A 13,377-nucleotide genomic window follows, 5' to 3' on the forward strand; every position below is an offset into this window, starting at 1 on the left:
CGGCCTCAGCGTGGGCGGTAGTGGCCGAGTTCGACGGTGGCGGTGACCGTCACCGGTTCCGGCAGCGACTCGATCCGGTCGGCGAGGCGGGCCGGGTCGACGTGCCAGGCACTCGGTCCCATGCCCACCAGGGTGGCCACCTCGCGCCGGTGCAGTCGCATCGGGTGGGTGTGCCGGCTCCGGTCGACCAGGTCGAACTCGCCGGCCAGGCTGCCCGCGACCCGGTCGGACTTGGTCGGGTCGACCCGGAGCAGGTCGAGCCGGTCGACCAGCTCGGCGAGATGATCGGCGGCCGGGGTGACCACCAGCAGGGCACCGTCCGGCCGGAGCACCCGCCGGAACTCCGGCCCGTTGCGCGGGGCGAAGACGTTGAGCAGCAGCGCGGTGGACGCGTCGGCCAGGGGGAGCCCGGCCCAGGTGTCGCAGAGCGCCGCCGCCGCCCGGGGATGGGCGCGGGCCGCCCGGCGCAGTGCCGGCTTGGAGACGTCCAGCGCCAGCCCGACCGCGTCCGGGACCGCGTCGAGCACCGCGGCCAGGTGCCATCCGGTCCCGGCCCCGGCGTCGACAACCAGACCCGGGTACGCCCCCTCGCCGTCGGTGGGGGCCTCGGCGTGACGGGCCGGGCTCATGACGGCGGCGGCTGCCTCGGCCAGGGCGGCGGAGATCATGTCGTAGTGGCCCGCGCCGAGGAACTCCGCCCGCGCGGTGACCATCTCCGGGCTGTCCCCGGTGTGCTGGGCGCGGCCGGCGAGCAGGTTGACGTACCCCTGACGGGCCAGGTCGAAGCTGTGCCCGCGCGGACAGCGCAGGGCCCGCGCGGTCCCCGTGTCGACCGCGTCGAGCGGCTGGCCGCAGAGCGGACAGCGCAACAACCGCAACGGATCGGGACTCATCCCCGCCAGCCTAGGCGGTGCCCGATCACCGGCCGCCCACCCCCGTGACGCGCCGACCGCTGGTCCCCGATGCCGCCGGCAGGCGGAGCACTAGGGTCTTGTCATGGTGGCAATCGCATACGAAGACATCGTCAAGGCACCCAAGGCGCTCCTGCACGACCACCTGGACGGCGGGCTGCGGCCGGCGACCATCATCGAGCTGGCCGACGCGATCGGGCACCCGCTGCCCAGCACCGATCCGACCGAGCTGGGCCGGTGGTTCGTCACCGCCGCCGACTCCGGATCGCTGGAGCGGTACCTGGAGACGTTCGCGCACACGGTCGCCGTGATGCAGACCGCCGACGCGCTGCGCCGGGTCGCCGCCGAGTGCGCGCTGGACCTGGCCGCCGACGGGGTCGTCTACGCCGAGATCCGGTTCGCCCCGGAGCAGCACCTGGAGCAGGGACTGAGCCTGGACGAGGTGGTCGAGGCGACCGTCGCCGGCTTCGCCGAGGGGGCCGCGGCCGCGGCGGCGGGCGGCCGGAACATCCGGATCGGCACGCTGCTCACCGCGATGCGGCACGCCGCCCGGTCGCAGGAGATCGCCGAGCTGGCGGTCCGCTTCCGGGACGCGGGCGTGGTGGGCTTCGACATCGCGGGCGCCGAGGCGGGCTTCCCGCCCACCCGGCACCTGGACGCCTTCGAGTACCTCCAGCGGGAGAACTTCCACTTCACCATCCACGCCGGTGAGGCGTTCGGCCTGCCGTCGATCTGGCAGGCGATCCAGTGGTGCGGCGCCGACCGGCTCGGGCACGGCGTACGGATCGTCGACGACATCACCGCGGGTACCGAACCGGTCCTCGGCCGGCTCGCCGCGTACGTCCGGGACAAGCGCATCCCGCTGGAACTCTGCCCGTCGTCGAACGTACAGACCGGTGCGGTGCGGTCCATCGCGGAGCACCCTATCGGGCTCCTGCGGGATCTGCGCTTCCGGGCCACCGTCAACACCGACAACCGGTTGATGAGCGGTACCTCGATGTCGCGGGAGATGCTCCTGCTGGTGGAGGCGTTCGGTTATGGCTGGGCCGAGCTGCAGTGGTTCACGATCAATGCGATGAAGAGCGCGTTCATCCCGTTCGACGAGCGATTGGCGATCATCAACGAGGTGATCAAACCGGCGTACGCCAAGTTGCTGCCCTGATCCGGTACGAGGGTCAGGCCGTACGCCCGGGGTTGCCGACCGCGGCGCCGGTGCCGAACGCGTTGCCGCCGTCGGCGACCGTCCCGGTCCCGGTCGCGGCGTGGTGCAGGGCGGCCACCCGCCGGACGACCTGACCGCCGCGGGCCGGCTGGCAGCCGAGACCGGTCTGCCGGCGCAGCACCACCGGTTCGTTGCGGGCGAGTGCGATTCCCCGACGAACCAGCAGCCCCGGTGCCTTACGCCGTTCGCTGAGGTCGCGTACCAGCCGGCGAAAGAACGTCGCGCCGCGCGGACGCCGCAACGTGTACGCTCCGGCGAGCAACCCGAGTCGACGGCATTCGGGTACTATCTCGGCAGCAAAAATCCCTTCGGCGATAAAGAGTGGCGATCCGGCTAGATCGAATGTCCGACTGTCCACCCGCCGGTCCGCGCCGATCGCGTAAACCGGCACTTCGGCACTGCCGTTCCGGACCAGCGCGGCAATCGCCGCCACGGCCGCTGTGGAGTCCCAGGCATGTGGTGACTCCCAGTCCACAAGACCGGCCCGGCGCGGCAGCGTAGGGTCGTCACCGTCCTTGTAGAAATCGTCGAGGGAGAGCACGGGAAGCCCGGTGCGACGGGCGATGTACGACTTTCCGGAGCCCGAAGGTCCAGCGAGCAGCACCACTCCGACAGAGGATCTCATTACTTTGAGTTACTCCCAGCAGACGGATTGCTAGCAAATTGCATGAACATCCCATCACACGGTCCGCGACGGACAACCTGGGCTTTCTCTTTGACTTGTGTCGTGATGGAATCTCGGAGGTCCGACCCGCCCGGGTCGGTCGATGGGCGGTGCCCGCTGCAACGCGCGGGCGCCGAAAAGGGAGGGCGGTGACGTGAGCAAGCGGCCGAACACGGCGAACTCTTTCCTGTCGCGTCTCCGCCGGCCAATGGGCCGGCTCCGTGACATGCCGATCTGGTCCAAGCTCGGCATCATCATGATCGTGCCGACGCTCGCCACCATCGTGGTCGGCACGACCGGGCTCATCGACCACCTGCAGACCTACAACAACGCGGAACGGGCACGCACCCTCGCCAACCTGGCCCAGGCGTCCGGCGCCCTGGTCGACGGGCTGCAGGACGAGCGGGCCGCCGCCGTACTGCTGCTCGGTTCGCCGAACCAGGAGGCGAAGGCGAAGTACCAGGACGCGTACAGCAAGGTGCACCCCCGGATCGACGCGGCCAAGGGCCCGTACTCCGAGCAGCGCGCCGAGCTCGACGACCTGCCGGCCAACTTCAACGGCCTGCTCACCCGGATCGACCGGAGCCTGGCCGACCTGCCCGGCACCCGCAGCCAGGTGGTCAACGCCAAGCTGAAGCTCACCGACGCCTCGCAGTCGTACGAGGGCCTGATCAGCGACCTGCTCGACATCCGCGACTCGGCCTCCCAGCTTGCCGGCGACAGCGCACTGAGCGAGCGGATGCGGGCCGCCACCGCGACCTCCCGGGCCAAGGAGTTCCTCTCCGTACGCCGGGTCGTGGTGCACCGGGCCCTCATCCAGAACGAGCTGACCCCGGTACTGCGCACCGACTACATCGCCACCGAGACCGGGCAGCAGCAGGCGCTGCAGTCCTTCCAGTCGGTCGCCACCCGGTCCGAGGCCGAGTTCTACGAGCAGACGGTCGCCGGTTCCGACCAGCGCGAGGCGGACAACTACAGCGGCTACATCCGGGGCAAGACCAACGACGACATGTCGGATGCCCCGTTCGACGCGGACAAGTGGGACGCGGCGATGGTCGGCAACGCGAAGCTGATCCGTACCGTCGAGGCCCGCCTCGACACCGACGCGGTCAACCGCGCGACGGAGATCCGCGACGACGTACGCCAGCAGGTCTTCGTCGAGACCACGCTGCTGCTCGCCACGCTGTTCCTGGCCATCCTGTTCGCCTGGATCGTGGCCCGCTCGATGGCCCGGTCGCTGCGCGAACTGCGCCACGGTGCGCTCTCGATCGCCCAGTACGGCCTGCCCCAGGCGGTCGCCCGGCTGCGTGACCCGGCGCTGTCGGCCCAGATGTCGCCGGTGCAGCTCGCCAACCAGATCGCCGAACCCCTGCCGGTACGCGGCAAGGACGAGTTCGGACAGGTGACCGAGGCCTTCAACGCGGTCCACCTCGAAGCCGTCCGGACCGCTGCCGAGCAGGCCGCGCTCCGCTCCTCGGTCGCGACGATGTTCGTCAACCTGGCCCGTCGTTCGCAGATCCTGGTCGACCGGTTGATCGGTCACCTGGACCGGCTGGAGCGCGGTGAAGAGGACCCGGACCGGTTGGCCGAGCTGTTCCAGCTCGACCACCTGGCCACCCGGATGCGTCGTAACGACGAGAACCTGCTGGTGCTCGCCGGTGCGGACTCCACCCGTGTGCAGCGGGAGCCGGCCGCCCTGATCGACGTGCTGCGGGCCGCCCAGTCCGAGGTCGAGCACTACACCCGGATCGAGTTCGGGGTGGTCGACCGCGATATCGAGGTGGCCGCGCACGCCGTCAACGACCTGGTCCACCTGGTCGCGGAGCTCTTCGACAACGCGACCGCCTTCTCGCCGCCCGACTCGCAGGTCATGGTCGAGGCCCGGCGGGTCGGCGACCGCGCGTCGCTCTATGTCGAGGACCGGGGCATCGGCATCACCGCCGACCAGCTCTACGACCTCAACGAGCGGCTCGCCACGCCACCCCAGGTGGACGTCGCGGTCTCCCGGATGATGGGCCTGGTGGTGGTCGCCCGACTGGCGGCCCGGCACGGGGTCAAGGTCGAACTGCGACCCGGCTCCGACCGGGGCACGGTCGCCGACGTGACCATGCCGACCTCGGTGCTCGTTCCGCGGGCACTCTCCGGTCGGGCCCAGCAGTCCGGTGGTTACACCACCCCGGCCCAGCAGCCGCCGACCCAGCGGCCGAACTTCGGGCCCCCGCTGGCCCTGGAGGGCACCCCGGTCCCGCCGGCCCAGCGGACGCCGGAGCGCGACTTCGGTTCGGCCGGGCGCCCGTTCGAGCCGGCCGCGTTCAACAGCGGCGGCCTCGGCAACGCCGGCTCCGGTCTCGGCAACGGTTCCGGTCTGGGCAGCAACGGTGGCGGGTTCGGTAACGGAGCCGCTCGCGGCAACGGTGCCGGGCGCGGAATGCCGGCCTGGTCCGACCTCACCGGCGCGAAGGCCGGCAACGGCAGCGACGGGTTCAACCCGCGTCCGTCCAACGGGCACGGTGTCGACCCGCTGCCGCAGCGCCGGGTGACCGAGTCGGGCAACGAAGGCGAACCGACCGGTACGCCGGGACCGAACATCCCCCGGCAGCTCCCGGCCAACCCGGAAGCGCGACCGGCCAGCGCCGGACTGGCGCCTCCGGCCGCTCCGCCGGTCTCGGCCCCGCCGATCTCCGCTCCGCCGGTCTCGGCCCCGCCGGTGTCGGCGCCCCCTCAGTCGGCACCGCCCGCGGTCTCCGCCGCAGGCGCCCCGCCGGCCTGGCCACCGGTCAGCGCCGCCGACCGGGAGGTACCCGCACCCTCGGTTCCGGAGCGGCTGGCAGCGGCGCTGGACATGACGGCCGAACTGCCCCGGGTCGTCCGGCCCCCGGTCGAGCCACCGATCACGGTGCCCTCGGCGGCGGCGGTCGAGGCCCGACCGAGGTTCGCCGACGAGACCATGGAACTGCCGATCTTCCGTGAGCTGGAGTCCGCCTGGTTCCGTACCCGGCGCACGGTCAACGACGAGACCAGTTCCGACGACAGTGCCGCTCCGGCGGGCAACGGCCAGTACGTCACGGCCGACGCCGCCCGGAGCACGGCCCAGAACGGTTCCGTCAATGCTCCGACCAGCCCCGCGATGGCGGCTCCGGCGGTTTCCACCGCAGCGAGCCGTGCCTCGGGGTCGACGGCGGAGACGACAGCGGGATCGGTCGGTTACGGCAACGGCGCCGGCCGGCCGGGAGGCTCGCCGGTGGGCGGCTGGCAGACGGCCGCCGACGACGGCTGGCGTGCCGCGTCAGCGGCTACCGACGTGCCGGTCGCCGAAACCACCCAGAAGGGTCTGCCCAAGCGGGTGCCGATGGCACAGTTGGTACCCGGCGGGGTAGAAAAGCCGAGCGTCTCGGTGCAGCGCCGGACACCGGAGGCGGTACGTGGCCTGCTGTCCGCGTACCACCGGGGTGTGCAGCGCGGTCGTACCTCGGAAGACCCGTCGACCAACCCGGAAGGGACTCCGGGAGGTCAGCAATCCCCGCAGGCCGGCTTAGGCCCCGCGGCCGGGAGCGGTCAGAAGGAGCATGAAGCATGACATCTACGCAGGATCTCGGTTGGCTGCTTGCCAACTTCGCCGACCGGGTGCCGGGCGTCGCGCACGCGATCGCCGTCTCCGCGGACGGTCTGCTCCTCGCGTCGTCACGGGACCTTCCGCGTGACCGGGCCGACCAGCTCGCCGCGATCGCGTCCGGACTGGTCAGCCTCACCCAGGGTGCGGCACGCTGTTTCGAGGGTGGCGCGGTTTTGCAAACCGTGGTCGAGATGGACAATGGCTTCCTGTTCCTCATGTCCATCTCGGACGGTTCCTCGTTCGCGGTGCTCGCCGCTCGCAACAGCGACGTGGGACAGGTCGGGTACGAAATGGCACTGCTCGTCGACCGGGTGGGAGACGCGCTCACGCCCGCGCCGCGCGCCGCGGCGGGGATGCTGGGCTAGGAGTGCCGCCGGTCGGCCACCCGGTCAACGGGTGCGACGGCAACGATAGAACGACGAGCTCCACGGGCTCGGGTCACGGACAGGACGAGAAGGGGGTGAACGGCGATGATGGCTGAACGCGACGAGCCAACTGGCGCGCTCGTCAGGCCATACGCCGTCACCCGTGGACGGACCCGGCCGAGGCTCAACATCGCCCTGGAGGCACTGGTCGAAACGACGGTGCGCGGCCGGTCCGCCGGTAACGGCAACGGCGGCCAGGGTCGGGAGCACCAATACATCGCCGCGCTGTGTGACGGTCAGCTGCAGTCGCTCGCGGAAATCGCGGCGCGGATGCAGCTACCGCTCGGAGTGGCCCGGGTCCTCATCGCTGACATGGCCGCCGAAGGCCTCGTCGCGGTGCATGAACCGACAATCCTGGACGACTCTAACGACGCGGTGGGCACTGAACTGCTGGAGAGGGTGCTGAGTGGACTTCGCAGGCTCTGACATGTCGCACCGCCCGATGCCCGGGCGCGTGACATCGGCGAAGATCGTCATCGCCGGTGGGTTTGGCGTCGGCAAGACGACGCTGGTCGGCTCGGTCTCGGAGATCACGCCGTTGACCACCGAGGCGATCATGACGTCCGCCGGCGTCGGCGTCGATGACACGCGACAGGTGCCGGGAAAGACGACCACCACGGTCGCCATGGACTTCGGTCGTATCTCGATCGACCGGGACCTGATCCTCTACCTGTTCGGTACCCCGGGCCAGACACGTTTCTGGTTCATGTGGGACGAACTGGTACGGGGCGCGATCGGGGCGGTGGTGCTGGTGGACACCCGTCGATTGGCCGACTGCTTCGCGGCGATCGACTTCTTCGAGCATCGGCGGCTGCCGTACCTGGTGGCCATCAACTGCTTCGACGGAATGCAGTACCACGATCCGCAGGACGTGCGGGACGCGCTCGCCATCTCGAGCGACGTTCCGGTGGTGGCTTGCGACGCGCGTAACCGCGAGTCGACCAAGCACGTGCTGATCTCGCTGGTGGAGTACGTACTCACCATGCGCAGGTCACGCGCTGTCGCGCCCGCCTGACGCGAGTTAGCGGATCAACCGCCCGGCTGGGAGTTCGCTCCCGGCCGGGCGGTTGGCGTGCGTACGCGGGCGTGGGGTGACAGCGGACCCGTGCGTGGCCCGGTGAGCGTGGTCAGGTGTGGCGGCGTGAGCGTCGAGGATGCCGGCTGGGCATGCGGAAGCGCCGGCTGGCGTCCGGGAGGATGCTGCTCGCCGCGCGTAGGGGAACTGTGCCGGCCGATGGTGGGCGTGCTGCGTGGGCAGGCGCGTACGGCGGCGGTTCGGGGGCTCAGAGAGCGGTTCAGGGCTCGGGAACGGCCCTCTGCGGATCAGGTCAGGAGATCCGGGTCCACTCGCCGCGGCTGACCGTGAACACTCCGAGCGAGTCCGGTTCCATGCCGCCGTGGCGGATCGGGGCGAACGCGTACGAGCCGGCGATTCCCTCGGTCACCTGGCGGGCCAGGTACACCCGGAGGCGGCCACGGTCGACGCTGTTCGCGAGCCGGGCGGCGGCCGTGATCAGGTGCACCGCGTCCGAGGCGTACGGCGCGAACCCGCTGAACGAGCCGTGCGCCTGGATGTAGCGGAAGACGAAGTCCCGTCGGGCGAGGCCGGCGCTGGTGGTGTTGGTCAGTGACGAGCCGCTCAGCGACATCGGGTGGACGACGAAGGATCCCTCGACGGCCTTGGCGTTCTCGGCCGAGAGTGTCTCCTCGGCGACCGCACCCGCGTCGAAGAAGATCGGGCCCTCGAACCCGGCGTCACGCAGCGCCCGAGCCGCCGCACCGGAACTCGGCGCGGTCGCCCAGACCGTCACCCCGTCCGGCTTGCTGCTCACGATCCGTTCCGCGGCACTGGTGAAGTCGGCACCGGTGGCCGGTAGACGCACGGTCTTGTTCAGGCTCACGTCGACCGTGTCCAGTGCCCCCGGCATGACCCGTACGCCGGAGTTTCCGTGCAGGCCTGGTGCGGCCAGCAGGGCGACCTTCTTGAGCCGCTGCGAGCTGATCAGGCGGGCCAGTTGGCGGGCGACGTCGGTGGCGTCGGGGGTGAGCTTGTAGACGAAGGTCCGCTGGGGCAGGGGGACCACGATCTCGTCGGCGGCGGCGAGGGAGACGAACGGGACCTGCGCCTCCTGCGCGACCGCGATCATCGACATCGAGGTCTCGGCGAGAGTGCCCCCCACCAGGGCGTGTACGCCCTCGCGGTTGACCATGTCGGTCGCCTGCTCGGCTGCGGTCTTCGGGTTGCTGCCGTTGTCCTGGACCACCAGACGAAGCTTGCGGCGGAGGTTGCCGACCGGCACGCCTTCCTCGTTCAGCGTGTCGAGCGTGATCCGTAGTGCCCGCTCCTGGAGGACGCCCAGTGCCGCGCCGGCGCCGGTCAGCTCCAGGCTGGCGCCGATGGCCAGGTCCTGGGGTCCCTTGCTGGTGGGACCGGTCTGCTCGTCCTCGTCGCCGTTCCCGCAGGCCGCGACGAACAGGGTGGAGGCGCTGGCCAGAAGCAGGCCGCGACGGGTCAGGGCTGATGAACCGATCGCCGGTGTCGTCATCAGATGCCGCCTCTCACGCCGCCAGGTTTCACCGGCCAGCTACTGGCCCGCCGGTATGTTGCCGAGCGGATAGTCCTGCCGTCAAATATTTATGGTGTGGCCCGTACCACTCAATGGGACGTGGGTCCGGTCACAGGAGTTGTCGGTCGGTCAGGAGCGGTATCCGGCGGACCGGTACTCGTACTCCCGATCGTCGTCGCGCTCATTGTGGTCGCGGGTGAAGTCCCAGCCCCCGGCGGCCTCGCGTCCGGGACGACCGCCGACAGCGAAGCCGCCGATCTCCTGGCCCCTGCGCCAACCACGGAAGTAGCCGGTGGTGTGTTCGGCGATCCGGGCCGCGTCGCGCACGATGCGCAGCGGTCGCTCGTCGCGCAGCGGTGAGCCGGGGACCAGGTTGGCCTGGGGCACCCGCTTGGGCAGACCGGCCCGTGTCTCGTCGCCGACCGATGGACGGGCGGCCTGTTCCGCTGCCCGCCAACCGGTGTCGGCGGTAGAGGCCCACTCCACCTGGGCGTCGTCCTCCGGATGTCCGGTGAACCAGGCCGAACGCGCGGCCGCGAAGATCAGCAGGTCACCGTCGCCCTCGTCGGCAACCGGCGGAGCGCTGGGCTCGGCGGCACGGCGGGCCGATCGGGTGAGCCGGCCGTTGCGGTCCGGGTCCTCGGGCTCCACCAGCCGCAGCGGCGGGCCGTCCAGACGTGGGTCCGCGGTCGGTCCGGCCGGGTCGCGCAGGGCGCGGTCGGCCAGCGGTGGCGGCTCGACGAGTCGCAGCATCGGTGGTTCCTGCGGCAGGTCGTCCGCGAGCCACGGGGGCGTCACCCGCCCGTCGCCCGGCCCGGACGCCGCGGGCAGGTCGAGACCGGCCGCGGTGCGCTTGTCGAACTGGTACGCGGGCTCGGCGCTGGCAGCCAGGTCCCGCCCGGCCCGGTCGCGCTCGCTCCGCTCCCGGTCGGCCCGGCTGCGTTCGGCACGCTCGTTCCGTTCCCGGTCGGCACGTTCCCGTTCGGCGCGCTCACCGCGTTCGCGGTCGGCCCGTTCGCGGTCGGCGCGTTCGCGGTCGGCCCGGTCACGCTCGGCGCGCTCACCGCGTTCGCGGTCCGCCCGGTCACGCTCGGCGCGTTCGCCGCGCTCCCGGTCGGCCCGGTCACGGTCGAGCTGCTCCAGCCCGAGCTGGTTCTGGTCCCGCTCGTCGCCGGGGCCGACCAGGGGCCAGTTGGCCCGGGAACCGGGCGGCGCGCTGACCGCGTCCGGACGGGGGGTGGGTACCGGCACGTTGAGGTCGGTGGCGCCGAAGCCGGTCGAGGAGAGACCCGGCTCCCCCTTCGTCTTCGGGCGCGGCACGATCGGCGTCGGGCGCTGGCGCTCGCTCCGGGCGCTGTTGATCGCGGCGGTGGTGAGGGTGGCGCGGAACGGTTCGCCCGCGTCGGCGGGCGGCACGCTGCTGCTGCGCTGTACCGGCACGATCGGGGTGATGCCCGGCGGCGGCGGGGGCGGCGCGGACACGGGCCGGTTGGCCGGCGAGTCGCGCCACTGCCCCGGTGATCCGGGTGCTGCGGGCATCGGGGCCGGCAGGTCGCGTTGCGGTTGCGCCACCGGCGGCGGGAGCTGCCGACCGGGCAGGCTGGCCGCGGGTGCGAGCGGCTGCGGTGCGACCGGCGGCGGGGCCAGTGGTGCGGGCGCGGTCGGCGGCGGTGACATCGGCTGCGGGGTGACCGGCATCCCGTTGCTGGATGCCGGCTGCGGGCGGCTGCGTCGACCGACGGCCGGCACCGGCTCGTGGTTCGCCGGCCGTACGCCGTGGTTGCCCGATCCCTGGTTGCCGACGCCGTGGCTGCCGACAACGCCGTGGCTGCCGGTCCCGTGTGCGCCGGTGGTGGTGGCATCCGCCGCGGCCCGGCGGACGGTGCGGCGGCCGGCGAGCGGCGGGGGCGTGGTGACCCGCGCGGCCAGGGTCGCCACGAGCGCGTCGCAGCCCGCGTCGCAGGCACGCACCGCGGCGACGGCCTGCCGGACCGCCTCGGCGACCGCCGAGGTGAGGGCCTTGTTGCTGACCGTGGCCCGGCGGGGCGTCTCGACGATCGCCACCTGGAGTGCGGTGATCGCCTCGGCGATCTCCTCCGGGTCGGCGATCCCGTCGCCGGCGAGATGCGCGGTGACGGCGTCGGCGACCGAGGTGTCCCGGCCGCGCCCACCGGTGCCGGCGAGCATGCCCGGCTCGGGTAGCGCGTCGAGCACCGCCAGCGGCACCGGATCGGCCGGATCCGGGTACGCCCGCAGCGCCGCCGGGTACAGCTCGCGGAGGACCTCGCGCAGCGTCGCCGCGGCCGAGTGGCGCCCACTGGCGAGCGCCGCGTGGGCCGCGAGTACGGGCTTGTAGCCGGCCAGGTCCCGGGGTGCGGGGAGGGTCATCGCGGAGAGCGCACCGGCCTGCAACGCGCGGGCCAGTCCGACCGCCCGACGTTGCGTGGGCGAGCCCTCCATCTCCTCCACCGACTCGTCGTCGGCGAACCGCTCGGCGAAGTCGTCCACCGAGTCGTCGTCGGCGATCGCGAGGGGTCGGCCGGCCGCGCTCAACAGCGAGGTGACCAGGTGGTCGTCGCTGTCGGCGGCGATCGCCACACCGCTCATGCCGCTCGAACGTTCGACGAGCAGCGTGCCCAGCTGGGCGTAGCCAGCCGGGTCGTCGCCGATCTCGCCGACGTGGAGCAGCCGGCCTGCGTCGTCAACCACAGCAGACGTCAGCGTGGATCCGGCCGAAGCCGGTCCAGCGGACGGATCCGCTGAGGCCAGACCGCAGTACACCCGCACGAGCGCCACGGCGTCGTCCTCCTCCCGAGACACAGGTGGTGTGTGCCAAAGACTGATGCTCCCTGGTGAGGGGTCAGTCGCGCCAGTCCACCGCTGCAGAGATCTTGCCGATAATCGTGCGCCAACCCAAACTTGCGGTTTGTGCCCCGATTTTCTTCAGTCGGCGCCGCCCCATGAACGCGCCGAGGCCGCCGTTGGCCGTCGCGCGCAGCGCCTCGTCCAGGTCATCGAGGCTGGAGCCGGTCGAGAGCATATCCAGTACGGACGGCAGGCGCAGCGCGTACGAGAGGTCGCGGGCGATCTCCCCGGCCGAGATCAGCAGCGTCGGATCCCACGTGTCGTGGCCGCCGCGGAGGTTCTCCACGACCAGGTCCAGCTCGTACGAGTCCTCGTCGAGCGGGACGATATCCGCTGGTTGGAGCCGTGCCACCAGGTCGTCCCAGGTGTCGAGCCCGGACATGTCGTGCGGTGCTCCGGACAGGACGAAGCTGACCAGTGCCTCGCGGCTCTTGAAGAGCAGCAGTTTGCCCCGGTGAGTGAGAAAGACCGCAACTTCTTCGGCTTCCTCATCGTCGTCGGCTTCGTCCGCTTCGTCATCGTCGAGCTCGTCGTCGGCGAGCAGTTCCTCGTCGTCGACCTCGTCGCCGTCGCGGGTCCGGCGGGGCCGTCCGGGCTTGTCGTCGTCCTCGAAGTCCTCGGCGAACTCCTCGTCGAGGAAGACGACCGTCTCCTCGTCCTCGACCCGGCGGGCGCGGGCGTCGAACGGGTCGACCTCCCGCTCGCCGATCTCCGTCGGGGTCACCGTGTTCGACAGCCGGTACGCCCGCAGGGTGAAGCCACTGCCGGAGGGCAGTGCGATCTCCACCGGGTCGATCCGTACGTCTTCCCACAGTGCGCGGTTCGCGGGCTCGGTTCCCTCGTTGTCGTCGAGGTCGGTGTCGTCCTCGACGGGGTCGGCTGCCGCGTCCGCTGTGCTGTCGGTCGCGGTGTCGGTGGTCCGGCTGCTCTCGTCGAACTCGGTGTCGGGTTCGTCGGCGTCGGGCCGGTGGGGCGACTGGCGGGCCACGCTGACCTCCGTGTGCACTCAAGGTTTGCGGCACCCGATCGGGGTGGAACTGTCGGGTGGGTGACTCTGCGCACATACCCTAGTGGGCGGCTCGACGGGGCGGGTGCCGGCACCCCGTTGGC

At 71.5% G+C, this 13,377-nt stretch carries 10 protein-coding genes; 5 read left to right on the forward strand and 5 right to left on the reverse strand.

The genetic code is table 11. The features are described from left to right. Nucleotides 1–5 precede the first annotated feature (5 nt). Nucleotides 6–893, reverse strand: coding sequence for a putative RNA methyltransferase (locus tag OIE47_RS17380; protein WP_326562516.1), 888 nt, complete (start codon nt 891–893; stop codon nt 6–8). A gap of 103 nt (nt 894–996) precedes the next feature. Here OIE47_RS17380 and OIE47_RS17385 point away from each other — a divergent pair, with 103 nt between their 5' ends. Continuing rightward, nucleotides 997–2,073: an adenosine deaminase gene (locus tag OIE47_RS17385; RefSeq protein ID WP_326562517.1), complete on the forward strand. Its 1,077-nt coding sequence runs from the start codon at nt 997–999 to the stop codon at nt 2,071–2,073. A gap of 13 nt (nt 2,074–2,086) precedes the next feature. On the opposite strand, the gene OIE47_RS17390 is transcribed toward OIE47_RS17385, so the two are convergent. Beyond that, a complete protein-coding gene (locus OIE47_RS17390) occupies nt 2,087–2,374 on the reverse strand; it encodes a hypothetical protein (protein WP_326562518.1) in 288 nt (95 codons plus the stop codon). Nucleotides 2,375–2,951: 577 nt separating this feature from the next. On the opposite strand from OIE47_RS17390, the gene OIE47_RS17395 reads away from it, so the two are divergent. The 4 genes from OIE47_RS17395 (at nt 2,952) to OIE47_RS17410 (ending at nt 7,850) form a co-directional block, all read left to right on the forward strand. After that, nucleotides 2,952–6,374, forward strand: a complete 3,423-nt coding sequence (locus OIE47_RS17395; protein ID WP_326562519.1) for a nitrate- and nitrite sensing domain-containing protein — start codon at nt 2,952–2,954, stop codon at nt 6,372–6,374. Continuing rightward, a complete protein-coding gene (locus OIE47_RS17400; RefSeq protein WP_121157211.1) occupies nt 6,371–6,775 on the forward strand; it encodes a roadblock/LC7 domain-containing protein in 405 nt (134 codons plus the stop codon). The genes OIE47_RS17395 and OIE47_RS17400 overlap by 4 nt, the downstream gene beginning before the upstream one ends. Before the next feature lie 108 nt (nt 6,776–6,883). Further along, entirely contained in the window at nt 6,884–7,261 is a 378-nt protein-coding gene (locus tag OIE47_RS17405; protein WP_326563143.1) for a DUF742 domain-containing protein, read from the forward strand. Between the two features lies 1 nt (nt 7,262). Then, nucleotides 7,263–7,850: a GTP-binding protein gene (locus tag OIE47_RS17410; protein WP_326563144.1), complete on the forward strand. Its 588-nt coding sequence runs from the start codon at nt 7,263–7,265 to the stop codon at nt 7,848–7,850. A gap of 313 nt (nt 7,851–8,163) precedes the next feature. On the opposite strand, the gene OIE47_RS17415 is transcribed toward OIE47_RS17410, so the two are convergent. The 3 genes from OIE47_RS17415 to OIE47_RS17425 all read right to left on the reverse strand — a co-directional run bounded on the left by OIE47_RS17415 (nt 8,164) and on the right by OIE47_RS17425 (nt 13,255). Continuing rightward, nucleotides 8,164–9,381, reverse strand: coding sequence for an ABC transporter substrate-binding protein (locus tag OIE47_RS17415; protein ID WP_326562520.1), 1,218 nt, complete (start codon nt 9,379–9,381; stop codon nt 8,164–8,166). A 150-nt stretch (nt 9,382–9,531) separates the two neighbouring features. Beyond that, nucleotides 9,532–12,222 (reverse strand): transposase, encoded by a 2,691-nt coding sequence (locus tag OIE47_RS17420; protein WP_326562521.1) that lies wholly within the window; start codon nt 12,220–12,222, stop codon nt 9,532–9,534. A 40-nt stretch (nt 12,223–12,262) separates the two neighbouring features. Continuing rightward, a complete protein-coding gene (locus OIE47_RS17425) occupies nt 12,263–13,255 on the reverse strand; it encodes a DNA primase (protein ID WP_326562522.1) in 993 nt (330 codons plus the stop codon). Nucleotides 13,256–13,377: the final 122 nt, after the last annotated feature.

This window comes from Micromonospora sp. NBC_01796, assembly GCF_035917455.1.
Taxonomy (GTDB): domain Bacteria; phylum Actinomycetota; class Actinomycetes; order Mycobacteriales; family Micromonosporaceae; genus Micromonospora_G.